Below are 23656 nucleotides of genomic sequence, written 5' to 3' on the forward strand. Positions count from 1 at the left end.
GGTCACTCCACAAACAGGCGGGCAGGTTGTTCGAGCAGGCCGCGAATGGCCTGGATGAAGAGTGCCGCGTCCATGCCATCGACCACTCGGTGGTCGAACGAGCTGGAGAGGTTCATCATCTTGCGAATGACGATCTGGCCGTTGATGACCATTGGCCGTTCAACCATGCGGTTGACTCCGACAATCGCCACTTCCGGGGTGTTGACCACCGGTGTGGTAACGATGCCGCCGAGGGCGCCAAGGCTGGTCAGGGTGATGGTCGAGCCCGACAGTTCTTCACGGCTGGCCTTGTTGCTGCGGGCGGCATTGGCCAGGCGCACGATCTCGCCGGCGTTGCTCCACAGGCTGCCGGCTTCGGCGTGACGCAGCACCGGCACCATCAGGCCGTTGTCGCCCTGGGTGGCGATGCCGACATGCACCGCGCCGTGGCGGGTGATGACCTGGGCTTCGTCGTCGTAGGTGGCGTTGATCTGCGGGAATTCGCGCAGGGCGACGACCATGGCGCGCACCAGGAACGGCAGCAGGGTCAGCTTGCCGCGGCTGTCGCCCCACTTCTTGTTCAGGTGCTGACGCAGCTCTTCGAGGGCGGTGACGTCGATTTCCTCGACGTAGCTGAAGTGGGCGACGCGACGCTTGGCATCCTGCATGCGCTGGGCAATCTTGCGGCGCAGGCCGATCACCGGGATCTGTTCGCTGTCGTTGCGTTTGGCGTAACCTCCAGGGGCGCTTTGGCTGCGGGTGGTTGGCTGGGCCAGGAACGCGTCGAGGTCGTCGTGAAGGATGCGCCCGGCTGGGCCGCTGCCGTGTACATAGCGCAGCTCGATACCGGCATCCAGGGCGCGCTTGCGTACCGCAGGCGAGGCCAGTGGGCGCTCGTGAGCTTCGCGCGGGACGATAGCGGCGGGCTGGTGTGCTGCGGCTGCGGGTGCTGCAACAGGTGCTGGTGCAGCCGGTTTGGCGGCAGGTTCCGGGGCCTTTGCGGTGATCGCCGGGGCCTCTTCGCGGGGCAAGCCCGCGCCTACGTTGCCGGCGCCTTCGACTTCGATGCGGATCAGCTCGCTGCCCACCGCCATGACTTCACCGGGCTGGCCGCCCAGGGCCAGGACCTTGCCGCTGACCGGCGAAGGGATTTCGACGGTGGCCTTGTCGGTCATGACATCGGCCACGACCTGGTCTTCGGTGACGGTATCGCCGACCTTGACGAACCATTCCACCAGTTCAACTTGTGCGATGCCTTCACCGATATCCGGCATCTTGATGACGTGCGTGCCCATTCAGACCTCCATGACCCGTTTCAATGCCGCGCCCACTCGCGAAGGGCCGGGGAAATACGCCCACTCCTGCGCGTGCGGGTAGGGGGTGTCCCAACCGGTGACGCGTTCGATCGGGGCTTCGAGGTGATGGAAGCAGTGCTCCTGGACCAGTGCGATCAACTCGGCACCAAAACCGCAGGTGCGCGTGGCTTCATGGACCACCACGCAACGGCCGGTCTTCTTCACCGACTCGACGATGGTCTCCAGGTCCAGCGGCCAGAGGCTGCGCAGGTCGATGACTTCGGCGTCGACGCCGGTCTCTTCAGCGGCCACCTGGGATACATACACGGTGGTGCCGTAGGTCAGCACGGTGACGTCCTTGCCCGGGCGGGTGATTGCCGCCTTGTCCAGCGGCACGGTGTAGTAGCCGTCCGGCACGGCGCTGGCCGGGTGTTTCGACCACGGGGTTACCGGGCGGTCGTGGTGGCCGTCGAACGGGCCGTTGTACAGGCGCTTGGGCTCAAGGAAGATCACCGGGTCGTCGTTTTCGATCGAGGCGATCAACAGGCCCTTGGCGTCGTAAGGGTTGGACGGCATCACCGTGCGCAGGCCGCACACCTGGGTGAACATCGCCTCGGGGCTCTGGCTGTGCGTCTGGCCGCCATAGATGCCGCCACCGCAAGGCATGCGCAGGGTCAGCGGGGCGACGAACTCGCCGGCCGAGCGATAGCGCAGGCGGGCCATCTCCGAGACGATCTGGTCGGAGGCCGGGTAGAAGTAGTCGGCGAACTGGATTTCCACCACCGGGCGCAGGCCATAGGCACCCATGCCCACGGCGGTACCGACGATGCCGCTTTCGGAGATCGGCGCATCGAAGACCCGCGACTTGCCGTACTTGGCCTGCAGGCCTTCGGTGCAACGGAATACGCCACCGAAGTAGCCGACGTCCTGGCCATACACCACGACGTTGTCATCGCGCTCTAGCATGATGTCCATGGCCGAGCGCAGGGCCTGGATCATGGTCATGGTGGTGGTCGCCATGGCGGTTTCCAACTGGATTGAAGTGTTGTGATCGTTCATGTCAGATCCCCAGTTCCTGGCGCTGCCGGCGCAAGTGCTCCGGCATCTCCTTATAGACATCCTCGAACATCGACGCCGGGCTCGGCATCTGGCCGCCGGCCAGGGTGCCGTATTGCTCGGCTTCCTTCTGCGCCTTGATGATCTCGGCTTCGAGCTCGGCGCTGACCGCCTGGTGCTCTTCCTCGGACCAGTGACCGATGGCGATCAGGTGTTGTTTGAGGCGGGCGATCGGGTCGCCCAGGGGGAAGTGACTCCAGTCGTCGGCCGGGCGGTACTTGGACGGATCGTCCGACGTCGAGTGCGGGCCGGCGCGGTAGGTGACCCATTCGATCAGCGTCGGGCCCAGGCCGCGACGGGCCCGTTCGGCGGCCCAGCGCGAGGCGGCGTAGACCGCGATGAAGTCGTTGCCGTCGACCCGCAGGGAGGCGATGCCGCAACCCACGCCACGACCGGCGAAGGTGGTCGATTCACCACCGGCGATGGCCTGGAAGGTGGAGATCGCCCACTGGTTGTTGACCACGTTGAGGATCACCGGCGCGCGGTAGACGTGGGCGAAGGTCAACGCGGTGTGGAAGTCCGATTCGGCGGTGGCGCCGTCACCGATCCAGGCCGAGGCGATCTTGGTATCGCCCTTGATGGCCGAGGCCATGGCCCAGCCGACCGCCTGGACGAACTGGGTCGCCAGGTTGCCGCTGATGGTAAAGAAGCCGGCTTCGCGCACCGAGTACATGATTGGCAACTGACGACCCTTGAGCGGATCGCGCTCGTTGGACAGCAGCTGGCAGATCATCTCCACCAACGACACGTCGCGGGCCATGAGAATGCTTTGCTGGCGGTAGGTGGGGAAGCACATGTCGCTGCGGTTCAGGGCCATGGCCTGACCGCTGCCGATGGCTTCTTCACCCAGGCTCTGCATGTAGAACGACATCTTTTTCTGCCGCTGGGCCACCACCATGCGGCTGTCGAACAGCCGGGTCTTGAGCATGGTGCGCATACCCTGGCGCAGGATCTCGGGGCTGACGTCCTCGGCCCAGGGGCCCAGGGCATTGCCCTTGTCATCCAGCACCCGGATCAGGCTGTAGGAGATGTCCGCGGTATCGGCGGCGTCTACATCGACGGGAGGTTTACGGACCTGGCCGGCATCGTTCAGACGCAGGTAGGAGAAATCAGTCTGGCAGCCTGGCCGGCCTGTAGGCTCGGGCACATGCAAACGCAGGGGGGCGTACTCGTTCATGCTTTTTTACGCTCGCTCTGTCTTGTGTTTTTGTTGAGCTTTGAAGCGGTCGCTACTGACATCTGGCTTGTGACCAGCTAGTCAGTCTTGCCCTACATGATATTCCGGCGCCTGAAGAATATTTTTCTCAAGTTCGTTGCCTTTGCTGCGGCTTGCGGATAAACATTCCTTATAAAGACAAAAAACAGGTGACTTTCTCTCATGCGCAAACTGGATCGTACGGACATCGGCATACTCAACAGCCTCCAGGAAAATGCCCGCATCACCAACGCCGAACTGGCGCGCTCGGTAAACCTCTCGCCGACACCCTGCTTCAACCGGGTCAAGGCCATGGAAGAACTGGGGGTGATTCGCCAGCAGGTGACCTTGTTGGCGCCGGAGGTATTGGGCCTGGATGTGAACGTGTTCATTCATGTCAGCCTGGAGAAGCAGGTCGAGCAATCCCTGCACCGCTTCGAAGAGGAGATTGCCGAACGCCCGGAGGTCATGGAGTGCTACCTGATGACCGGCGATCCGGACTACCTGCTGCGCGTTCTGCTGCCAAGCATCCAGGCCCTGGAGCGCTTTCTCGATTACCTCACCCGTTTGCCGGGGGTGGCCAACATCCGTTCGAGTTTTGCCTTGAAGCAGGTGCGCTACAAGACCGCCTTGCCGCTACCGGCGAATGGCCTGACCCTGCCGGGGACCGTGTAGCCAGGCGCCCATAACGCGCTGGCTTGGAACTTGCTTTGGCGCTAGGCGCGGCTCGCGGTGTCGGCTTTTTGGCTGTTCGGCGCGGGTGTCCTGTCTATTTGTCGGTGGTGCCTGAATTCCTATGCTTACGTCGAACCCGCTGGTCAGCGTTGTTATTCCCGCCTATAAGTCTGACTACTTCGAGGTAGCGCTGCAGAGCGCCTGTAACCAGACGTACGAAAATCTCGAGATCGTGATCTGCGACGATAATCGCAGCGGTGCGATCGCGGCGATCGTCGAGCGTTATCGCGACAGCAGCCGGGTACCGATTCATTACATCTACAACGAGCAGCCGCTTGGTGAGATCCCCAATGCCGTCGCCTGTGTCGAGGCGGCGCGTGGCAAGTACATCAAGACCCTGCACGATGACGACGAGCTGTTGCCCGATTGCGTTGCCACGCTGGTCGAGGTCATGGAGCGCGATCCCTCGATCGCCCTGGCATCCTCGCGACGGCTGGTGATCAACGAGAAAGGTGAAATCACCCCGCCGAAATTGCCGTACATGTTCCCCTTCGCTGACGATGTGGTGATCGATGGGCCGCAACTGGTCGCGTTCCTGGCGCGCTACCCGCTCAACTTCATCGGTGAGCCGAGCTGCATGCTGTGCCGACGCGAGGATCTGCTGGCATTCGGCGACCAGGTGATGTCGCTGCAGGGGAAACTGATCGTCGGCTTCGGTGACATGGCGATGGCGGCGCGCTTGTTCCAGCGGGGCAACCTGGCCTTGCTGGAGCGGCCATTGACCCGCTATCGGGTGTCGCAACAGCAGTTCAGTCGGGTCAATTGGGCCCAATTGGAGGCTGGCCAAGGGCAGAAGGACTTTACCCGCAGCGTCTATGAGCTGGGCTGGGCTGATCCTTCAGGCGGTGTGATGGTTGATGTGGCACCGCTGCAACCCGGCTCGCTGTTCCAGCCGGTCAACCTCATGAAGATGATCATCGATAACTCGATCCGTGTGCAAACGGCGCTGTTCACTGCCCACTGGATGGACGGGCGTGTGCTGGGTGCTGAACATCGCCGGTTGCTTGCCGAGCATTTGCAGGGCCGGGCACAGCAGCCGAACATCGGCATTATTGTCCTCGACCCTGACGCTGACCGCCAGGCGCTGCAGCTTACGCTTGACAGCCTGTATCGCCAGGATTCGGCCTATACCCCGCAGGTCATGGTGCTCAGCGCCGACCCGCAAGTGCAGGCTGGCCCTTCGCCTTGCACGTTGATGCAGCTGCTGCCGCACGCACTGGCTGCCCAGCTCAACCAGTTGCTTGAGCAAAGCCGCTGTGATTGGGTGCTGCTGGCCCGGGCAGGGGAGGAATTTACCGCCGCCGGCCTCACTTGCGTCGCCCTCGAGCTGCCGGGTGCTGCAGCCTGTGCGGCGGTGTTCGCAGATTACGCCACGCGTGATGCCAAGGGGCAGGTCAGCGTAGGGTTGCGGCCGGGCTTCAACCTGGACTTTTTGCTCAGCAATCCTTCGGTGATGGCTGGCCACTGGCTGTTCAGCCGAGAGGCACTGCTGGCCTGTGGCGGCTTTAGCGAAGGCTTCGCTGGGGCGATGGAGTTCGAGCTGATTCTGCGCCTGGTCAACCAGCATGGCATCAATGGTTTCGGGCACATTCCAGAACCGCTGTTGTTCAGCCGGCCGCCCGTTATTGAGGCCAATACCGGGCACTTGGCAATCACGCAGCACCTGGATGCGCGTGGCTACAGTGATGCCCAGGTGTCGGCGTTCGGTGAGGGCCGCTTTGCCATTGATTATGGGCATGTGCATCAGCCCCTGGTCTCGATCGTGGTCGTCGCCAACAGCGATCTGGCGGCACTGGAGCGCTGCCTCACCAGCGTGCTGGAGCATACACAGTACCCGCACTACGAATTGCTGGTGGTTGAGTGCGGTGACGCGCCGCAGGAGGTCAGCCAGTGGTTGCAGGATGTCGAACAGTTCACCCCGGGGCAATTGCGCATCGTGCGTGCCGAAAGCCTGTGCACTGCCAGTGCGGCAAGGAACCTCGGTGCCGAGTACGCCTCGGGTGAGTTGCTGTTGTTCTTCTCCAGCCAATCGGCGGTGATCGAGGGGCAATGGTTGCAGCACCTGCTCAATCACGGTTTGCGCCCGGAAGTGGCAGTGGTCGGCGGCAAGGGTTTTTCGGCGGACGGCAAAATTTCCCACGCCGGTTTGCTTCCCGGGGTGTTTTCCGGGGCCGGCCGGGTGTTTGCCGGTGACAGCGGCGAAGCGTCCGGTTACCTCGGTCGTCTGCAGCTGGACCAGAACTACAGCGCGGTGACACAGGATTGCCTGTTGGTGCGTACGGCCTTGTTTGCCGAGGCGGGCGGCTTCGATGCGTCGGCTTTCGCCGACGAAGGCGCCGATGTCGACCTGTGCCTGCGCCTGGGGCAGCATGGCTATCTGACGGTGTGGGCGGCGCGCTGCCTGTACATGAACACTGCCGAGCTCGCGCCGTTTGCCGGCACGACCCAGCGTGCACTGTGTGAGCGCTGGCTGGCGAAGCTTGCCCGCGACCCGGCCTGCAACGGCAATGTTTCGCTGGATGATCGCAGCGCCAGCATGCTCGGCTCGCTGGCCTTGAACTGGCGGCCGTTGTTCAGCCTCGGCGCGCCGGTCGTTCTGGCCCATGTCGATCAGCAAAGCTACAGCGCCTGGGATCGTCTGGGCCAGCCGCTGCACCGCCATCAACAACTGGCAACGATTCAGACCGCTCAGGTTGGAACCCTGCCCGGGGCTGTCGAGCTCGAACGCTTTGGTGCCCAGGTGATCGTCATGCACGGGCGTGCAGAGCCGGCCAAGCTCCAGGCGCTGCGCAGCATCAAGGCGTACTCCAGCGCTGCCCGGGTCTACGAGCTGGATGTGCTGCCCGAGTCCCGTGAAGACATGCAGTTGCTGCGTGAAATGCTGGCTGAGGTCGACCGGGTGGTGGTGGCGACTTCGATGATGGCCGAGGTCGGGCGGCATCTGCATGCAGATGTGCGCTTGATCGAAAGTCGTCTGGACCCTGAGCAGTGGCTGCTGCCGGAACCTGCGGCGCAGCGTCCGGCGCGGCCGCGGGTGGGTTGGTTTGGGGCGCCGGCGGAGGCGGACGATCTTGCCTCGATTGCCGAGGTGATCGAGGCCCTGTCGGCAGAGGTCGACTGGGTCATGTATGGCTGCTGTCCGCCCGCGCTGCGTGCGCATATCAAGGAGCTTCATCCCGTTGTTGCGCCAGCACAGCGTGCCCAGGCGCTGGCCCGCCTCAATCTGGATCTGGCCCTGGCACCTTTGCGGGCGAGCCTGGGCAGCGAGTTCAAGGGCCCTGAGCGTCTCTTGGAGTATGGTGCCTGCGGCTTCCCGGTGGTCTGCAGTGACATGCCTGGCTATCGCACGACGTTGCCGGTCACTCGCGTCAACAACAGTCCCGCTGACTGGGTACAGGCCATCCGTGCGCAGTTGGCTGACCGCTCCGCATTGCGCCAGGCGGGTCTGCAATTGCGGGCGGCGGTGCAGCGTGAGTGGATGCTTGACCAGGGGACTTTGGATGCATGGCGCAGCGCCTGGCTCGGCGACTGAGGCTTGTCTCTACAGGGCAATGCCAATGGCATTGCCCTGGTGTGAGTGCTTGATATTTTTAACACCCCGAGACTATGTTGAGGGGTCGCCGTTCGCGGCTTGTTAAAGATAACAAGGACCAAGTCATGACGAGCAATGGCCAACGTTCTCTCGCCGAGCGATTGACGGGCATTGATGAAATCGAGTGCATTACCCCGGACCTCAATGGCGTTGCTCGCGGCAAGGTGATGACCGCCGAAGGCTTTCTCGAAGGTCGCCGCCTGCAGATGGCCCGCGGCGTTCTGCTGCAATGCATCATGGGCGGTTACCCGGCGGCGCGCTTCTATGGCAGCGACGACGGCGACCTGGCGCTGGTGGCCGATCCACACCATATTTATCGCCTGCCCTGGAGCGATGAGCCCCGGGCCCTGGCGATTTGTGATGCGCTAGAGCTCAGTGGTGAAAGCTCGGGCTTGTCCACTCGCGGCCTGCTCAAGGCCGTGCTCGCCCGTTACGCTGCCCGTGGCCTGGCGCCAGTGGTGGCGACGGAGCTCGAGTTTTTTGTCTTCGCCCCCAACAGCGATCCCAGCCAGCCGTTTCAGCCGCCGCTGGGCAAGGATGGTCGCCGCGAGCAAGGTCATTCGGCGTTCAGCGTCAGTTCCAACAACGGCTTGCGACCGTTTTTCAACGAGGTCTATCGCTGCATGGCCGCCCTGGGCTTGCCGCGCGATACCTTCATGCACGAGATGGGCGTCAGTCAGTTCGAGATCAACCTGCTGCACGGCGACCCGCTGCTGCTGGCCGACCAGACCCTGCTGTTCAAGCACCTGCTCAAGGAAGTTGCGCTCAAGCATGGCCTGACCGTGGTGTGCATGGCCAAGCCGCTGGCGCACACGCCGGGCAGTTCCATGCACATTCACCAGAGCGTGGTCGAGGTGGCGGGCGGCGGCAATGTGTTCAGCGATGCACAGGGCAAACCGACGCCGGCCTTCTATCACTTCATCGGCGGCCAGCAGGCGTGCCTGGCGGATTTCACCGCCTTGTTCGCGCCGAACGTGAACTCCTATCAGCGCCTGTGTCACCCCTATGCCTCGCCCAACAATGCCTGCTGGTCCGAAGACAACCGCGCTGCCGGCCTGCGCATCCCGGCCAGCTCGGCGGAGGCGCGACGGGTCGAGAATCGCTTGCCGGGCGCTGACGCCAACCCGTACCTGGCGATCGCCGCAAGCCTGGCGGCGGGCCTGCACGGTATCGAGCGGCAGCTCGAACCCGCCCCGGCTATCCAGGGCGAGTTCGAGGTGCCGGATCAATTGAGCCTGCCATGTACCTTGCATGCGGCCCTGGAGCGTCTGAAGCGTAGCGACTTGGCGCGGGAACTGTTCGGCAAGGAGTTCATCGAAGGCTACATCGCCACCAAGACGCTGGAGTTGAGCAGTTTCCTCGATGAGATCACCCCGTGGGAGCGCCGCGTACTGGCCGCCCAGGCATAGCATCAAGGCAGGTGGCGGACATTTTTCGAAAACGCTCTGCCACCTGTTTTTTTATGCTCGCCGACGGCAAGGCGGTTTTTTTCACTTATGCTTTCAAGCAGTTTTTCCATCCGCTCAAGGAGCCAATCGGGACGCTGATGCGACAGATCTGGAAGTCTTTTCGCGCGCTGTATTTCGCGGCGCTGATGATGTTGATCGGCTCCGGCTTGTTGAGTACCTACCTGGCCCTGCGCCTGGCTGCCGATCATGTCGACAGCCTCTGGGTCGGTGCACTGATGGCCGCCAACTATTTCGGCCTGGCCCTGGGCGGCAAGATCGGCCACCGGCTGATTGCCCGGGTCGGGCATATCCGTGCCTACGCTACCTGCGCCGGTATCGTCGGGGCGGCGGTGCTCGGCCATGGTCTGGTCAGCTGGTTGCCGGCCTGGGTGGTACTGCGGGTCATCGTCGGCCTGGGGATGATGTGCCAGTACATGGTCATCGAGAGCTGGCTTAACGAGCAGGCTGACGCCAAACAGCGTGGTGCGGTATTCAGTGGCTACATGATCGCATCGTATCTGGGGCTGGTGCTCGGCCAGTTGATTCTGGTGGCGCACCCGCAGCTGGGCCTTGAGCTGCTGATGCTGGTGGCCATGTGTTTTGCCCTGTGCCTGGTGCCGGTGGCGCTCACTCGGCGGATTCACCCGGCGCCGCTGCGGCCTGCGCCGATGGAGCCGCGCTTCTTTATCAAGCGTGTGCCGCAGTCGCTGAGTACGGTGCTCGGTGCCGGGCTCATTGTCGGTTCCTTCTATGGCCTGGCACCGTTGTATGCAGCCAAGCAGGGGTTGAGTACCGAGCAGGTCGGTCTGTTCATGGGCTGCTGTATTTTTGCCGGGCTGCTGGTGCAGTGGCCGCTGGGCTGGTTGTCCGATCGCTACGACCGCGCCGTGCTGATTCGCAGTGTTGCGGTGGGCCTGGCGATTGTCGCCTTGCCGCTGGCGATCATGCCCAGCGTGCCGCTGGAGGTGCTGTTCGTAGTCGGCTTTGCCGTGTCATTGCTGCAGTTCTGCCTGTACCCGCTGGCGGTGGCGTTCTCCAACGACCACGTCGAGAGCGAGCGACGGGTTTCGCTGACGGCAATGCTGCTGGTGACCTATGGCGTAGGCGCGAGTATCGGGCCGCTGGTGGCCGGGGTGCTGATGAAGGTGCTGGGCAACCAGATGCTCTATGCCTTCTTCGTCTTCTTCGCCCTGGTGCTGGTCTGGCGCATCCGTCCGAAAGCGGTTACCGGCCTGCACCAGGTCGACGACGCGCCGCTGCATCACGTGGCCATGCCGGCGGCCGGTTCGCCATTGTCGGCAGCGCTGGACCCACGGGTTGACGAGCAGGTGGTGCAGGATCAGATGCAGACGCCGGTGGCAGCAGAGGATACCGAGGCGGAGGAGGGGGCTGAAGCTGAGGTTGTGGCTGAAGAGGTCAAGCCGATGCAGGTGTGATGCCATCGCGGGTCAAGCCCGCTCCCACACGGGGGAGCAGGCTTGACCCGCGATAGGGGTCGACTCAGTAGTCGTCTTTATCGAAGCGCCGCGCTTCACGCTGCAACTGATAGACAAAGGTTTCAATCTTGCGCTGCATCTGCCCGTTGAGGTTGTGAAAGCGTACGCCAGCGAAGGTGGCGTTGATACGCTCTTCGAAGTGCAAGTGGCGCAGTTCCACCTCAACCTGAGACAAGCCCAGCGGCACACCGGTGGCGAACTTTTCGTAGACCTGGCCCAGTTGCAGGCGCTCTTCGACATTGCCTTCGAAGCGCAACTTGCAGCCGGTGGCGGAAATGTCCAGCAGTTTGCCGCGCAGGGCACCATTGCCCTTGAGCTTGTCGCCGTCGAGGACAACATCCACTAGCTGGGTAAGCTTGAGTGCCGCGCGAAAGGCATTGCGGCGCTGGTGATAGGCCACTTCGCTGGGCAGGGTGCCGCGGTAGCTGCGATGGCCGTCGGCCTCGACAATGCTCAGTGGGGTGTTGCACTCCCAGGCGATGCGCACACCATCATGAAAGCCTTCGACGCGAAACGGTTCGCCATTCTGCAGGTAGCGTTCGCCGTCACGGGGGATCATTTCATCAAGGGCCAGGCGATTGCCTTCGCGGTCGACTTCGACCACATAGCTTTGAAAACGCTGGCTGCGTTCGTGGAAGGTGATGATCAGCGGGTCATGGCTCTCTTGCAGCGACCGCAAGTTGGCGGCAATTTCCAAAGGGGTAGTCAGCACCTTCGGAGGCTGCGGAGCTTCTGCTTCATTGAACACGGTTAATCAATCTCCAGGCAAAAACGTCACACGCAAGTTACGGCATTTTGCCAGTATGTTCCGTGCCTTGATACAGGGAATCAAGCCTGGCTGAGTGCCTGTGGCTTGGCAAGGGGAGAGGTTGACCCACGGCTGTCGTAAAGCGACGGTGTTTCGCCGCCCATGAGGATTTTGATCTGGTTGGCCGTGGTGCTCTGCTGGAGCAGGATGGCGCGGCCGTTGCGCTCATTGACTGCCTGGCAGTCGCCCAGCAATTTGCCCAGTGCGTCCAGTTGTTGCAGCAGCAGTTCACCCAGAGGCGACTGGCTGGCCAGTTGGGCAACACCCTCGCGGTCCTGGGAAAGACCCAGGCTGGCCAGCAGCTCGCTGCGTCGGCGGCCTTGCTGATCGAGCTGGATCACCAGCGACTGTTTGCGCGCCAGGATGTTTTCCAGCAGCGGCATGTCGCGACCGTGCAGGGCAGCGGCTTCGGTTTGCAGTAACTCGAGCAGATCTTGCGCTGGAGCAATATCGCTCTCGATCAGTTGCAGCAGAGTGGTGTCGTGCATGGCTGGCTCTTTGGTTCAAGCGTCCTGAAGTCAGCGCGCCAGGGGCTAGCGCTGGGCTTCGAAATTAAGCAGTTTGCTGGCGACGCGGTTGCTGTCGACCTGGTAGCTGCCGTCGGCGATAGCCTGTTTCAACTCGGCCACCCGGGCGCTGTTGACAATCGGCTGGTCGCGCAGCTTGTCGCTGACCTTTTGCAACTGCTGGGCCTCGTGGCTCAGGTGTACGGTTTCCCCGCTGGCGCTGTGCTCAACGGCGCTGCCGGCCTTGGCCGAAGCCGTGCTGGCAGTACTTTCCTGGCTGCTGCCAGTGCGCACGCCGCCGGCAACCGACGGGGAGTTATTCAAACGACTGAAGTCGATGACCATGATCAGAAAACCTCTGGGTATTTGGACGCTTGCCTTGTTTTCGGCCAACCCGAAAGAAACTTTAGGCGCAAATGCACGGCGGCCTGCGCGGCCAGTTCTGGGCACCCAATGGGACACAGTTTAGGAAAAGCAGTTCCTGATCGCCAGTGTTGTTCCTGATTCAAGTACTTACATGGCCACTTCCACCTGGCCCGGGCCGGTCACCCTGGCCTTGACCACCCGTTTGGAGTTGAGGTTGCGCACCCGGATCTGTTCGCTCAGGCCGCCCTTGCTCAGGGCTTCGCCGGGCATGCGCACGGCCAGGCTGCCGCTGCGCGCGGTAATCACCACCTGATCACCCTTGCGCACCACCTCGGCCTGCTCCAGGTGCTGGGGGGGGAGTACCTGGTCCATGACCGTTGGTCGGATAACCTTGAGCCCGACTGCCTGGTCGAGGTTGCCGAGAAAACCCTGGTTGAGCATGCCTACATCGCGCTCGCGCAGGGCTACGTCCTGTTCACCGACAATGCTGTCGCGCTTGAGCGGGCGGACCACGGTCACGACATTGCGAAACAGGCGTACCTGGGCGGGCACGAACACCGTCCACGGTGAGCTGCCGTCGCAGCGAACCCGCACGGTGACACGGCCCAATGGCTGCGCCGGGCTCTCCAGCGAGGCGCCCAGTTGCTGGTCGCACAGCGGCATGCGCAGGCGCGGGTCGAGGTTGTTGACCTGGATCTCGTAGCGGCCCTCGGTCTGGCTGGTGGCCAGATAGTCTTCTACGGTGAATTCAAGAAACCCCTGGGTGACACCGATAAGCTGTTCAGGCAAGGTGAAAGCGTCAGCCAGAGTTCGAACGCCAGGGGCCAGCAGGCACAGCGCAGCAAGGAAGCCGGGCAGGTGGCGGGTCAGGCGTCGGAAAAATGTCGTTTTCGTGTTCATACGATTAAAAAAAGCAAAGCGCGTGCCGACTGGGTACGAAGCTCGAAGCGTTTGGTGAAGGAGTCTGGCATGGCTGGTGTAATGGATTCGGTGAACCAGCGCACGCAACTGGTAGGGCAGAACCGCCTGGAGCTGCTGTTGTTTCGCCTCAATGGCGAGCAGCTCTACGGCATCAACGTGTTCAAGGTGCGGGAAGTGTTGCAATGCCCGAACCTGACGGTGATGCCCAAGTCCAGCCCGGTAGTGCGCGGGGTCGCGAATATTCGTGGGGCAACCATCCCGATCCTCGATCTGGCGATGGCGACCGGGATGCCCGGTCTGAGTGAAGAAACAAGCAAGAGCTTCGTCATCATCACCGAGTACAACACCAAGACCCAGGGGTTTCTGGTGCATTCGGTGGAGCGCATCGTCAACATGAACTGGGAGGAGATCCATCCGCCACCCAAGGGCACCGGGCGCGATCACTACCTGACGGCAGTGACCCGGGTCGACAACAAGATGGTCGAAATCATCGACGTGGAGAAAATCCTCGCCGAAGTGGCGCCGACCTCCGAGGCGATTTCCGCCGGTGTGGTCGATGCCGAGGTGCAGGACAAGGCGGTGATGCTGCGGGTGCTGACGGTCGATGACTCGTCGGTGGCGCGCAAGCAGGTCAGCCGTTGCCTGCAGACCGTCGGCGTCGAGGTGGTGGCGCTCAACGATGGCCGCCAGGCGCTCGACTACCTGCGCAAGCTGGTCGACGAGGGCAAGCGTCCGGAAGAAGAGTTCCTGATGATGATCTCCGATATCGAGATGCCGGAGATGGACGGCTACACCCTGACCGCCGAGATTCGCAGCGACCCGCGCATGCAAAAGTTGCACATCATCCTGCATACTTCGCTGTCCGGGGTGTTCAACCAGGCGATGGTCAAGAAGGTCGGTGCCGATGACTTCCTGGCCAAATTCCGGCCGGACGACCTCGCCCAGCGCGTTGTTGATCGGATCAAGGCCACGCACTAACGGCCAGGGGCGATCGCCCCTGGCGGTACATACGATTTAAGAGGCGGCATCATTGTCTACGGGTAATTTGGATTTCGAACAGTTCCGGGTCTTCCTGGAAAAAGCCTGTGGCATCCTGCTGGGCGAAAATAAGCAATACCTGGTCTCCAGCCGTCTCAACAAGCTGATGGAGCAGCAGGGCATCAAGTCCCTGAGCGAACTGGTGCAACGGATCCAGAGCCAGCCGCGCAGTGGCTTGCGCGAGCAGGTGGTCGATGCCATGACCACCAACGAAACCCTCTGGTTTCGCGACACCTATCCGTTTGAAGTGCTCAAGAACAAGGTATTGCCCGAGCAGATCAAGGCCAACCCCGGTCAGCGCCTGCGCATCTGGTCGGCGGCCTGCTCGTCGGGGCAGGAGCCGTATTCCATCTCCATGGCCATCGACGAGTTCGAGCGCAGCAATATCGGCCAGTTGAAGATGGGGGCGCAGATCGTTGCCACCGACCTGTCCGGCTCGATGCTGACCAACTGCAAGACCGGCGAGTACGACAGCCTGGCGATTGCCCGCGGTCTGTCCCAGGAGCGCCTGCAGCGCTACTTCGACGTCAAGGGGCCGGGGCGCTGGGCGATCAAGGCGCCGATCCGCAGTCGTGTCGAATTTCGCTCGTTCAACCTGCTCGACAGCTACGCGAGCCTGGGCAAATTCGACATCGTGTTCTGCCGCAACGTGCTGATCTACTTCTCGGCCCAGGTCAAGAAGGACATCCTCCTGCGCATTCACGGCACGCTCAAGCCGGGTGGCTACCTGTTCCTTGGCGCTTCCGAGGCGCTCAATGGCTTGCCGGATCATTACCAGATGGTCCAGTGCAGCCCGGGGATCATTTATCAGGCCAAATAGGCCTTAGCGGCAAGCCACAAGCTTCAAGCGGCAAGAAAGAGCAGATCGTGCACCGCCTGGCTTGTTCTTGCCGCTTGAAGCTTGCCGCTTGCCGCTCTTTTGCCACTTTTCTGGCATTGCCGCCAGCGGCAAACGCCTCAAAGCCCCGTATTTACGGGGTTTTGTTTTTTGGCATGGCTCTTGCTCTAGCTCAGTCAACGAAAAACCTTCGAAGGTTTCCCCGACATGAGCATCAGCTTCGACAAAGCGCTCGGCATCCACGAAAAGGCATTGGGCTTTCGCGCCCAGCGCGCCGAGGTGCTGGCCAACAACATCGCCAACGCCGACACGCCGAACTACAAGGCGCGCGACATGGACTTCGCTTCGGTCCTGGCGGCCCAGGCCGAGCAGACCAGCAAGGGCCATTTCTCGCTGGATCGTACCAACGCCCGGCACATCGAGGCCGAAGGCCTGAGCATGGGTGACGAGTCCCTGCAGTACCGTACGCCGATGCAACCGTCGATCGACCAGAACACCGTCGATGCCCAGCTCGAGCAATCGAGCTACGCGGAAAACGCCGTGGGCTTCCAGGCCAGCTTCACGCTGCTCAACAGTAAATTCAAAGGGCTGGTATCGGCCCTGCGCGGAGAGTAAGTCATGTCCCTCGCCAGTGTCTTCAACATTGCCGGTAGCGGCATGAGCGCCCAGACCACGCGTCTGAACACCGTCGCTTCGAACATCGCCAACGCCGAGACCGTCTCGTCGAGCATCGACCAGACCTACCGCGCCCGTCATCCGGTATTCGCCACCACCTTCCAGCAGGCCCAGGCCGGTGTCAGCCAATCGCTGTTCCAGGACCAGGACGCTGCAGGGCAGGGCGTGCAGGTGCTTGGCGTGGTCGAAGACCAGAGCAACCTCGAGGCGCGCTACGAGCCGAATCATCCGGCGGCGAACAAGGACGGCTATGTCTACTACCCGAACGTCAACGTGGTGGAAGAAATGGCTGACATGATCTCCGCCAGCCGCTCGTTCCAGACCAATGCCGAGCTGATGAACACGGCTAAAACCATGATGCAGAAGGTCCTGACCCTGGGTCAGTGATAAAGGACTAAGCCAATGGCTACTACCGTCAAAGACAGCACGCTCAGCCTGAACGACGTCATCAAGTCTTCCGGCAAGAAGACCACTGAGACCAGTTCCCTGGGCAGCACCGTCGCCGCCAAGGCCGGCAACAAGCAAACCCTGGGCAAGGATGCGTTCCTGCAGCTGCTGGTTACCCAGATGCAGCACCAGAACCCGCTCGACCCGCAGGACAACAGTGAATTCGTCGCCCAGCTGGCGCAGTTCAGTAGCCTGGAAGGCATTACCAGCCTGAACGAGTCGGTCAATGCGATCACCGGCAACTACAAGTCGTCCCAGGCCCTGCAGGCCTCGTCGCTGGTCGGCCGCTCGGTCATCACCCAGAGCGACAAGGCGGTGGTCGACACCACCAAGAGCTTCACCGGCTCCGTGGTGGTGCCACAGAGCATCAGTGCCGCGACCATCACCATCACCGACAAGGATGGCAAGGTGGTCAAGACCCTGCAGATGGGCGAAACCAAGGCGGGCAACGCCGAGTTCATCTGGGACGGTACCAACGACGCGGGCCAGAAAGTCGACCCGGGCACCTACAGCTTTGCCGCCAAGACCAAGGTCGAGGGCAAGCAGGTGGAGATGTACACCTTGCTGCCGGCCACGGTCAGCAGCGTCACTATCAGTCAGACGGGTGGCGAGCTGATGCTCAACCTCGCCGGCCTGGGCAGCGTTGCCCTGTCCAAAGTCCAAACCATCGGTATATAGAGCCGGCTAACGCGGCACAAGGAGTGGAAAGATGTCTTTCAATATCGGCCTTAGCGGTCTCTATGCAGCCAACAAGCAACTGGACGTGACCGGCAACAACATCGCCAACGTTGCCACCACCGGCTTCAAATCGTCCCGTGCCGAGTTCGCTGACGCCTATTCGGCGAGCAAGCTCGGCGTCGGCAGCAAGACCGTCGGTAACGGCGTGACCCTGGCGGCGGTGTCGCAGCAGTTTGGCCAGGGTGATGTCAACAACACCGGCAACGTGCTGGACATGGGTATTCAGGGGCAGGGCTTTTTCGTCCTCAGCGACAATGGCTCGCTGAGCTACACCCGTGCCGGTGCGTTCCAGACCAACAAGGACAACTACGTTGTCACCGCAGACGGTATCCGCCTGCAGGGTTACGCCGCTGACTCCACCGGCAAGATTGCCAAGGGCGTGCTGACCGATCTGAAGATCGACACCTCGGCGCTGGCGCCGAAGTCGACCACGCTGATCGACCAGGGTATCAACCTGAACTCGTCGGCATCGCCGATTCCGTTGACCAAGCCTGATCCGAGCAACCCGGCTGCCACTATCCCCAACGCGCCGTTCAACCCGACTGACGAAAGCACCTACACCAAGTCGTTCCCGACCAAGGTCTACGACAGTCAGGGTAACGAGCACGTCATGGAGCAGTACTACCGCAAGACCGACACCAACGAGTGGACCATGTACACCCTGGTCGACGGTCGCAACCCCTACGATCCGGCCAGCGCCACGCCACTGACCGGCACCATGAGCTTCAACTCCGATGGCAGCATCAAGGCCATGTCCACCAGTGCCGCCGGTGTGCCGACCACGCCGCCAGGTCAGTACGAGTTCAGTGTGGCCAACAACACCTTCACCATGAAGGGCTGGATTCCGGCGGTGTATAACAAGACTACCAATACGTGGGGTCCTAACGGTTCGAGCGGCAACCCGGATGGCATGCGTCTGTCGATGAACAGCACCACCTCCTACAACACCGAGACGGCGCGGATGTCCCAGTCCCAGGACGGCTATGCCACCGGCATTCTCTCCAGCCTGAGCATCGACTCCACCGGTGTAATGTTCGCCAGCTTCAGCAACCAGCAGTCTCGCGCCATTGGCCAGGTGGCCATCGCCAGCTTCGCCAACGAGCAGGGCCTGGAGCAGATGGGCGGTACGCGCTGGAAAGAAACCTTCGCCTCGGGCATTCCGGGTATCGATGCGCCGACCACTGGCACCCTGGGTGCGATCAAGTCCAACGCGCTGGAGGCCTCGAACGTCAACCTGACCAACGAGCTGGTCGAGCTGATCAAGGCGCAGAGCAACTACCAGGCCAACGCTAAAACCATCTCCACCCAGAGCACCATCATGCAGACCATCATTCAGATGACCTGATTCGGGTGGCGTGAGTTGAGTATGGACAGACCCCTTTCTCGGAAGGGGTCTGTCGTTTCAAGGGTAAGGATCATGCTGCGACGTTTAAGTGTTGCCTTGCTGCTCGCGGGAGTGCTGGGCGCTCAGGCCTGGGCCGATATGGCGCCATGGTATCGCTGGGAAAGCCAGGCCGACGGTCGCCTGGTGTGCGCGCAGTTTTCCCCGGGGCCGGGCTGGAAGCTGTTTGCCGGGCCGTTCAACAATGCCGGTTGCCGTGACTACTGAAACTTGCCGCTAGCGGCAAACCGGCGCCGTATTTTCGACGGCGCTTCTCTCGCGGTTCTCTTCGTGCGCCGCTCAAGCCCTTGTCTGCCGGGCGTTTTCCGTTGTTTGTAAAAGTTGGTTTGAAACTTGCTACAGGCACTGCAGAGCAGCGGCGGACGGCAAGTGTTCGCCAGCGCAGCGGAGGATGACTGTGGACAAGATGCTATACGTGGCCATGACCGGCGCCAGCCAGAACGCGCTGGCGCAAAAGGCCCATGCCAACAACCTGGCGAACATTTCCACCAGCGGTTTTCAGCGCGACCTGGAGCAGGCGCGTTCGATGCCGGTGTTTGGTGACAGCTTTCCGGCGCGGGCCTATGCCATGACCGAGCGCCCGGCCACCGATTTTAGCCCGGGCTCGATGCAGGAGACCGGTCGCGACCTGGATATCGCCATCGGCGGTGACGGTTTTATCGCCGTGCAGGCCCCTGATGGCAGTGAAGCCTATGTGCGCACCGCCAGCCTGAACATTGACGGTCTGGGCGTGCTGCGGGCCGGCAACGGCATGCCGGTGATGGGCAACGGCGGTCCGATTGCCGTGCCGCCAGAGCAGAAGGTCGAGGTCGGCCAGGACGGCACCATCAGTATTCGCGCCATGGGCGAAGGCCCGCGGGTGATGGCCGAGGTCGACCGCATCAAGCTGGTCAACCCGGACCTGAAGAACATGACCAAGGGCCTGGACGGCATGATCCATACCAAGAACGGCCAGCCTGCCGCTGCCGATGCCAACGTCCAGGTGGTCTCCGGTTTCCTGGAGTCAAGCAACGTCAATGCGGTCGAGGAAATGACCTCGGTGCTGGCGCTGTCCCGTCAATTCGAATTGCACGTCAAGATGATGACCACGGCCAAGGAAGGCGACGAAGCCATGGCTCGGGTTTTGCAAATCGGCTAATTACACAGACGTAGCGCCGTAAAACAGGCGCGCGAGGAGAACAGCATGCTTCCGGCTCTTTGGGTCAGTAAAACCGGTTTGTCCGCCCAGGACACCAACCTGACCACCATTTCCAACAACCTGGCCAACGTTTCGACCACCGGCTTCAAGCGTGATCGTGCCGAGTTCCAGGACCTGCTCTACCAGATCAAGCGTCAGCCGGGTGCCCAGTCGACCCAGGACAGCGAACTGCCGTCGGGCCTGCAAGTCGGTACCGGTGTGCGCATCGTCGGCACCCAGAAGAACTTCAGCACCGGCAGCCTGCAGACCACCGAGAACCCGCTGGACATGGCGGTCAATGGCCGTGGCTTCTTCCAGATTTTGCAGCCGGACGGCACTGTTTCGTACACCCGTGACGGTACCTTCCACCTGAACTCCGATGGCCAGATCGTCACGGCCAACGGCTTTGCCCTGGAGCCTGCGATCGTCGTGCCGCCCGAGGCGCAGACCTTCACCGTCGGCCAGGACGGCACCGTGTCGATCACCACTGCCGGCAACCCGGCGGCGCAGATCATCGGCAACATCCAGACCGCCGACTTCATCAACCCGGCCGGCCTGCAGGCCATGGGCAGCAACCTGTTCCTGGAAACCGCCGCCAGCGGCGCGCCGCAAATCGGTACCCCGGGCCTCAACGGTTTTGGCGTGGTGCAGCAGCAGACCCTGGAAAACTCCAACGTCAGCACCGTGGAAGAGCTGGTCAACATGATCACTACCCAGCGTGCCTACGAAATGAACTCCAAGGTCATCTCCACCGCCGACCAGATGCTCTCGTACGTTACCCAGAACCTGTAAGTGAAGTCTTCGAGGTCGCTTGAACGGCGCCTGTTACACCGTGAGGTCAGAGTCATGAGTCGTTTGTTTTGCATACTAGCCCTGAGTGGGGTCGCCTTGCTGGCCGGTTGCGTCGCGCCGACGCCCAAGCCCAACGATCCCTACTACGCGCCGGTATTGCCGCGCACGCCATTGCCGGCGGCGGCCAACAACGGCTCGATCTACCAGGCCGGTTTCGAACAGAACCTGTACAGCGACCGCAAGGCTTTCCGGGTCGGTGACATCATCACTATCACCCTCAACGAGCGCACCCAGGCGAGCAAGAATGCCAACTCGCAGATCGACAAGAACAGCAAGGCCGAACTCGGTCTGACCTCGTTGTTCGGCAGCAGCGTGACCACCAACAATCCGTTTGGTGATGGCGACCTCAGCCTCAGCGCCGGCTACAGCGGCGACCGCTCAACCAAGGGTGATAGCAAGGCGGCCCAGGGCAACACCCTGACCGGTTCGATCACCGTCACCGTTGCCGACGTGCTGCCCAACGGCATCATTGCCGTGCGCGGCGAGAAGTGGCTGACCCTCAACACCGGCGACGAGCTGGTGCGCATCGCCGGGATGATCCGTGCCGATGACATTGCCACCGACAACACCGTGCCTTCGACCCGTGTTGCCGATGCGCGCATTACCTACTCGGGCACCGGCTCGTTCGCCGATGCCAGCCAGCCGGGTTGGCTTGACCGGTTCTTCATCAGCCCGCTTTGGCCTTTCTAGGTTCGGATGACCATGTTCAACTTCAAGCAGCTGATTGCCGCTACGATTCTGCTGTCCACTGCGTTCGCCGTGCAGGCCGAGCGTCTGAAGGACATCGCCAGCATTTCCGGCGTGCGCACCAACCAGCTGATCGGCTACGGCCTGGTGGTGGGGCTCAACGGCACAGGTGACCAGACCACGCAAACGCCGTTCACCCTGCAGACCTTCAACAACATGCTCTCGCAGTTCGGCATCAAGGTGCCGCCGGGGTCGGGTAACGTGCAGCTGAAGAACGTCGCTGCGGTGTCGGTGCATGCCGACCTGCCGGCGTTCGCCAAGCCGGGGCAGGTGGTGGACATCACCGTCTCGTCGATCGGTAACTCCAAGAGCCTGCGCGGCGGCAGCCTGTTGATGACCCCGCTCAAGGGTATCGACGGTAACGTCTACGCCATCGCTCAGGGCAACCTGGTGGTCGGCGGTTTCGATGCCGAAGGCCGCGATGGCTCGAAGATCACCGTCAACGTCCCGTCGGCTGGCCGCATTCCTGGCGGTGCCTCGGTGGAGCGTGCCGTGCCCAGCGGTTTCAACCAGGGCAACAGCCTGACCCTGAACCTCAATCGCCCGGACTTCACCACCGCCAAGCGCATCGTCGACAAGGTCAACGAGCTGCTCGGCCCGGGTGTGGCCCAGGCCCTGGACGGTGGTTCGGTGCGAGTCACTGCGCCGCTCGATCCAAGCCAGCGGGTCGACTACCTGTCGATTCTCGAGAACCTCGAAATCGATCCGGGCCAGGCCGTGGCCAAAGTCATCATCAACTCGCGCACCGGCACCATCGTCATCGGCCAGAACGTCAAGGTCTCGCCCGCGGCGGTGACTCACGGCAGCCTGACGGTGACCATCACCGAAGACCCGATCGTCAGCCAGCCTGGGCCGTTCTCCAATGGTGAGACTGCCGTAGTGCCGCGCTCGCGAGTCAATGCCGAGCAGGAAGCCAAGCCGATGTTCAAGTTCGGCCCGGGTACCACCCTGGATGAAATCGTCCGCGCGGTGAATCAGGTGGGCGCCGCGCCCGGTGACCTGATGGCGATCCTCGAAGCCCTGAAACAGGCCGGCGCCTTGCAAGCCGACCTGATCGTGATCTGAGGGGGCGGACCATGGATATGCCGAAAAGCGCCTTCAATGCTGCCGACAGTGGCGCCTACACCGACCTCAATCGCCTGAACTCGCTGAAGGTCGGCGATCGCGACAGCGACGCCAACCTGCGCAAGGTGGCCCAGGAGTTCGAGTCGCTGTTTCTCAACGAGATGCTCAAGTCGATGCGCTCGGCCAGCGATGTACTGGCCAAGGACAACCCGCTCAACACCGAGACCACCAAGCAGTACCAGCAGATGTACGACCAGCAACTGGCGGTGAGCATGTCCCGCGAGGGCGGTGGTATCGGCTTGCAGGAAGTGCTGATGCGTCAGTTGTCCAAGCAGAAGGCCAGTGCCGCGAGCAACAACAGCCCGTTCCCGCGGGTGGATATCCAGCAGCGTCCGTTGTGGGCGGCCAAGGTGGCCGAGCCTGAGCGCGGTGAACACGCCACGGCCGCACGCAACGACATGGCCGCACTCAATTCGCGGCGCCTGGCACTGCCGGGCAAGCTGACCGATCGCCTGCTGGCTGGCATCGTGCCGTCGGCCGGTGCCGCCGCAGCCACCACCAACACCGCGGCCTTGCCGCAGCGCACCACGGCGATGACCGATGCCGTGGTCAAGGGTGACTGGCAGTCGGCGCAGAGCTTTGCCGCGCCGGGCTCGATGCGCATCTATGGTCGCGCCGTGGCCCAGCCGCCATTGGCGCCGGCCAAGCGCGCATTCGGCTCCTCCGATGAGTTCGTCGCCACCATGCTGCCGATGGCCGAGCAAGCCGCCAAGCGCATCGGTATCGATCCGCGCTACCTGGTGGCCCAGGCTGCGCTGGAAACCGGCTGGGGCAAGTCGGTCATGCGTCAGGCCGATGGTAGCAGCAGCCACAACCTGTTCGGCATCAAGGCCACCGGCAACTGGCAGGGCGGCCAGGCGCGGGCGATCACCAGCGAGTTCCGCGACGGCCAGTTCGTCAAGGAGACCGCAGCGTTCCGTTCCTACGACTCCTACCAGGACAGCTTCCATGACCTGGTCAGCCTGCTGCAGAACAACGCGCGCTATAAAGAAGCGGTGAAGTCGGCCGATAAGCCAGAACAGTTTGTGCGGGAGCTGCAGAAGGCCGGGTATGCAACCGACCCGGACTACGCCAGCAAGATTTCGCAGATCGCAAAACAGATGAAGTCGTACGAGAGCTATGCGGCTGTCGGTACTACAACGAAACTATAAGGTTTGAAC

23 protein-coding genes are annotated in these 23656 nt (G+C 62.3%); 16 read left to right on the plus strand and 7 right to left on the minus strand.

What is annotated here, in order from left to right; genetic code table 11:
* Positions 1 to 2 precede the first annotated feature (2 nt).
* From BV82_RS08010 to BV82_RS08020, 3 genes are read right to left on the minus strand one after another with little or no spacing between them, the layout of a single operon-like run.
* Positions 3 to 1274, minus strand: coding sequence for a dihydrolipoamide acetyltransferase family protein (locus BV82_RS08010; protein WP_036994307.1), 1272 nt, complete (start codon positions 1272 to 1274; stop codon positions 3 to 5).
* Entirely contained in the window at positions 1275 to 2333 is a 1059-nt protein-coding gene (locus BV82_RS08015) for an alpha-ketoacid dehydrogenase subunit beta (RefSeq protein ID WP_010224942.1), read from the minus strand. It lies immediately after the preceding gene.
* A 1-nt stretch (position 2334) separates the two neighbouring features.
* Positions 2335 to 3567 carry a 3-methyl-2-oxobutanoate dehydrogenase (2-methylpropanoyl-transferring) subunit alpha gene (locus BV82_RS08020; protein ID WP_010224945.1) on the minus strand — a complete coding sequence of 411 codons (1233 nt, stop codon included), beginning with the start codon at positions 3565 to 3567 and terminating at the stop codon, positions 2335 to 2337.
* A 201-nt stretch (positions 3568 to 3768) separates the two neighbouring features.
* Here BV82_RS08020 and bkdR point away from each other — a divergent pair, with 201 nt between their 5' ends.
* From bkdR to BV82_RS08040, 4 genes are all read left to right on the plus strand, one after another.
* Positions 3769 to 4260: a Bkd operon transcriptional regulator BkdR gene (bkdR, locus tag BV82_RS08025; RefSeq protein WP_010224946.1), complete on the plus strand. Its 492-nt coding sequence runs from the start codon at positions 3769 to 3771 to the stop codon at positions 4258 to 4260.
* 121 nt (positions 4261 to 4381) lie between these two features.
* The gene (locus BV82_RS08030; RefSeq protein ID WP_036994309.1) at positions 4382 to 7852 is read left to right on the plus strand and encodes a glycosyltransferase; all 3471 of its coding nucleotides are present in this window, start codon (positions 4382 to 4384) and stop codon (positions 7850 to 7852) included.
* 227 nt (positions 7853 to 8079) lie between these two features.
* Positions 8080 to 9321, plus strand: a complete 1242-nt coding sequence (locus BV82_RS08035) for a glutamine synthetase family protein (RefSeq protein ID WP_174242322.1) — start codon at positions 8080 to 8082, stop codon at positions 9319 to 9321.
* Positions 9322 to 9458: 137 nt separating this feature from the next.
* Positions 9459 to 10796, plus strand: coding sequence for an MFS transporter (locus tag BV82_RS08040; protein WP_036994460.1), 1338 nt, complete (start codon positions 9459 to 9461; stop codon positions 10794 to 10796).
* Positions 10797 to 10860: 64 nt separating this feature from the next.
* Here BV82_RS08040 and BV82_RS08045 read toward each other — a convergent pair whose 3' ends face one another.
* The 4 genes from BV82_RS08045 to flgA all read right to left on the minus strand — a co-directional run bounded on the left by BV82_RS08045 (position 10861) and on the right by flgA (position 13436).
* Positions 10861 to 11604, minus strand: a complete 744-nt coding sequence (locus BV82_RS08045; RefSeq protein WP_010224950.1) for a flagellar brake protein — start codon at positions 11602 to 11604, stop codon at positions 10861 to 10863.
* Positions 11605 to 11684: 80 nt separating this feature from the next.
* Positions 11685 to 12152: a flagella synthesis protein FlgN gene (locus BV82_RS08050; RefSeq protein WP_010224951.1), complete on the minus strand. Its 468-nt coding sequence runs from the start codon at positions 12150 to 12152 to the stop codon at positions 11685 to 11687.
* A gap of 45 nt (positions 12153 to 12197) precedes the next feature.
* A complete protein-coding gene (flgM, locus tag BV82_RS08055; protein WP_010224952.1) occupies positions 12198 to 12515 on the minus strand; it encodes a flagellar biosynthesis anti-sigma factor FlgM in 318 nt (105 codons plus the stop codon).
* Positions 12516 to 12683: 168 nt separating this feature from the next.
* Complete coding sequence (flgA, locus tag BV82_RS08060) at positions 12684 to 13436, minus strand: flagellar basal body P-ring formation chaperone FlgA (RefSeq protein WP_036994311.1); 753 nt, start codon at positions 13434 to 13436, stop codon at positions 12684 to 12686.
* Between the two features lie 69 nt (positions 13437 to 13505).
* Here flgA and BV82_RS08065 point away from each other — a divergent pair, with 69 nt between their 5' ends.
* The 12 genes from BV82_RS08065 to flgJ all read left to right on the plus strand — a co-directional run bounded on the left by BV82_RS08065 (position 13506) and on the right by flgJ (position 23647).
* The gene (locus BV82_RS08065) at positions 13506 to 14435 is read left to right on the plus strand and encodes a chemotaxis protein CheV (RefSeq protein ID WP_010224956.1); all 930 of its coding nucleotides are present in this window, start codon (positions 13506 to 13508) and stop codon (positions 14433 to 14435) included.
* A 52-nt stretch (positions 14436 to 14487) separates the two neighbouring features.
* Positions 14488 to 15315 carry a protein-glutamate O-methyltransferase CheR gene (cheR, locus tag BV82_RS08070; RefSeq protein ID WP_010224957.1) on the plus strand — a complete coding sequence of 276 codons (828 nt, stop codon included), beginning with the start codon at positions 14488 to 14490 and terminating at the stop codon, positions 15313 to 15315.
* Positions 15316 to 15540: 225 nt separating this feature from the next.
* Positions 15541 to 15948, plus strand: coding sequence for a flagellar basal body rod protein FlgB (flgB, locus tag BV82_RS08075; protein ID WP_010224959.1), 408 nt, complete (start codon positions 15541 to 15543; stop codon positions 15946 to 15948).
* A gap of 3 nt (positions 15949 to 15951) precedes the next feature.
* Positions 15952 to 16395: a flagellar basal body rod protein FlgC gene (gene flgC, locus BV82_RS08080; protein WP_010224960.1), complete on the plus strand. Its 444-nt coding sequence runs from the start codon at positions 15952 to 15954 to the stop codon at positions 16393 to 16395.
* 15 nt (positions 16396 to 16410) lie between these two features.
* Entirely contained in the window at positions 16411 to 17133 is a 723-nt protein-coding gene (gene flgD / locus BV82_RS08085) for a flagellar hook assembly protein FlgD (RefSeq protein ID WP_010224961.1), read from the plus strand.
* A gap of 31 nt (positions 17134 to 17164) precedes the next feature.
* Positions 17165 to 18538: a flagellar hook protein FlgE gene (gene flgE / locus BV82_RS08090; protein ID WP_010224962.1), complete on the plus strand. Its 1374-nt coding sequence runs from the start codon at positions 17165 to 17167 to the stop codon at positions 18536 to 18538.
* Positions 18539 to 18610: 72 nt separating this feature from the next.
* Positions 18611 to 18802, plus strand: coding sequence for a hypothetical protein (locus BV82_RS08095; protein WP_010224963.1), 192 nt, complete (start codon positions 18611 to 18613; stop codon positions 18800 to 18802).
* 190 nt (positions 18803 to 18992) lie between these two features.
* Entirely contained in the window at positions 18993 to 19733 is a 741-nt protein-coding gene (locus BV82_RS08100) for a flagellar basal body rod protein FlgF (protein ID WP_010224966.1), read from the plus strand.
* 45 nt (positions 19734 to 19778) lie between these two features.
* A complete protein-coding gene (gene flgG / locus BV82_RS08105; protein ID WP_010224968.1) occupies positions 19779 to 20564 on the plus strand; it encodes a flagellar basal-body rod protein FlgG in 786 nt (261 codons plus the stop codon).
* A gap of 54 nt (positions 20565 to 20618) precedes the next feature.
* Positions 20619 to 21314 carry a flagellar basal body L-ring protein FlgH gene (gene flgH / locus BV82_RS08110; RefSeq protein ID WP_010224969.1) on the plus strand — a complete coding sequence of 232 codons (696 nt, stop codon included), beginning with the start codon at positions 20619 to 20621 and terminating at the stop codon, positions 21312 to 21314.
* A gap of 12 nt (positions 21315 to 21326) precedes the next feature.
* On the plus strand, positions 21327 to 22436 hold the full coding sequence (locus BV82_RS08115; protein WP_010224970.1) for a flagellar basal body P-ring protein FlgI: 1110 nt from the start codon (positions 21327 to 21329) through the stop codon (positions 22434 to 22436).
* Positions 22437 to 22447: 11 nt separating this feature from the next.
* Positions 22448 to 23647: a flagellar assembly peptidoglycan hydrolase FlgJ gene (gene flgJ, locus BV82_RS08120; RefSeq protein WP_036994312.1), complete on the plus strand. Its 1200-nt coding sequence runs from the start codon at positions 22448 to 22450 to the stop codon at positions 23645 to 23647.
* Positions 23648 to 23656 lie beyond the last annotated feature (9 nt).

Origin of the sequence: Pseudomonas donghuensis, from assembly GCF_000696345.2 — a bacterium.
Lineage (GTDB): Bacteria > Pseudomonadota > Gammaproteobacteria > Pseudomonadales > Pseudomonadaceae > Aquipseudomonas > Aquipseudomonas donghuensis.

Coding starts and splice junctions, on each gene's coding strand:
- BV82_RS08010 (WP_036994307.1), bottom strand. CDS start 1,274: ATGGGCACGCACGTCATCAAGATGCCGGATATCGGTGAAGGCATCGCA.
- BV82_RS08015 (WP_010224942.1), bottom strand. CDS start 2,333: ATGAACGATCACAACACTTCAATCCAGTTGGAAACCGCCATGGCGACC.
- BV82_RS08020 (WP_010224945.1), bottom strand. CDS start 3,567: ATGAACGAGTACGCCCCCCTGCGTTTGCATGTGCCCGAGCCTACAGGC.
- bkdR (WP_010224946.1), top strand. CDS start 3,769: ATGCGCAAACTGGATCGTACGGACATCGGCATACTCAACAGCCTCCAG.
- BV82_RS08030 (WP_036994309.1), top strand. CDS start 4,382: ATGCTTACGTCGAACCCGCTGGTCAGCGTTGTTATTCCCGCCTATAAG.
- BV82_RS08035 (WP_174242322.1), top strand. CDS start 8,080: ATGACCGCCGAAGGCTTTCTCGAAGGTCGCCGCCTGCAGATGGCCCGC.
- BV82_RS08040 (WP_036994460.1), top strand. CDS start 9,459: ATGCGACAGATCTGGAAGTCTTTTCGCGCGCTGTATTTCGCGGCGCTG.
- BV82_RS08050 (WP_010224951.1), bottom strand. CDS start 12,152: ATGCACGACACCACTCTGCTGCAACTGATCGAGAGCGATATTGCTCCA.
- flgM (WP_010224952.1), bottom strand. CDS start 12,515: ATGGTCATCGACTTCAGTCGTTTGAATAACTCCCCGTCGGTTGCCGGC.
- flgA (WP_036994311.1), bottom strand. CDS start 13,436: ATGAACACGAAAACGACATTTTTCCGACGCCTGACCCGCCACCTGCCC.
- BV82_RS08065 (WP_010224956.1), top strand. CDS start 13,506: ATGGCTGGTGTAATGGATTCGGTGAACCAGCGCACGCAACTGGTAGGG.
- flgB (WP_010224959.1), top strand. CDS start 15,541: ATGAGCATCAGCTTCGACAAAGCGCTCGGCATCCACGAAAAGGCATTG.
- flgC (WP_010224960.1), top strand. CDS start 15,952: ATGTCCCTCGCCAGTGTCTTCAACATTGCCGGTAGCGGCATGAGCGCC.
- flgD (WP_010224961.1), top strand. CDS start 16,411: ATGGCTACTACCGTCAAAGACAGCACGCTCAGCCTGAACGACGTCATC.
- flgE (WP_010224962.1), top strand. CDS start 17,165: ATGTCTTTCAATATCGGCCTTAGCGGTCTCTATGCAGCCAACAAGCAA.
- BV82_RS08095 (WP_010224963.1), top strand. CDS start 18,611: ATGCTGCGACGTTTAAGTGTTGCCTTGCTGCTCGCGGGAGTGCTGGGC.
- flgG (WP_010224968.1), top strand. CDS start 19,779: ATGCTTCCGGCTCTTTGGGTCAGTAAAACCGGTTTGTCCGCCCAGGAC.
- flgH (WP_010224969.1), top strand. CDS start 20,619: ATGAGTCGTTTGTTTTGCATACTAGCCCTGAGTGGGGTCGCCTTGCTG.
- BV82_RS08115 (WP_010224970.1), top strand. CDS start 21,327: ATGTTCAACTTCAAGCAGCTGATTGCCGCTACGATTCTGCTGTCCACT.
- flgJ (WP_036994312.1), top strand. CDS start 22,448: ATGGATATGCCGAAAAGCGCCTTCAATGCTGCCGACAGTGGCGCCTAC.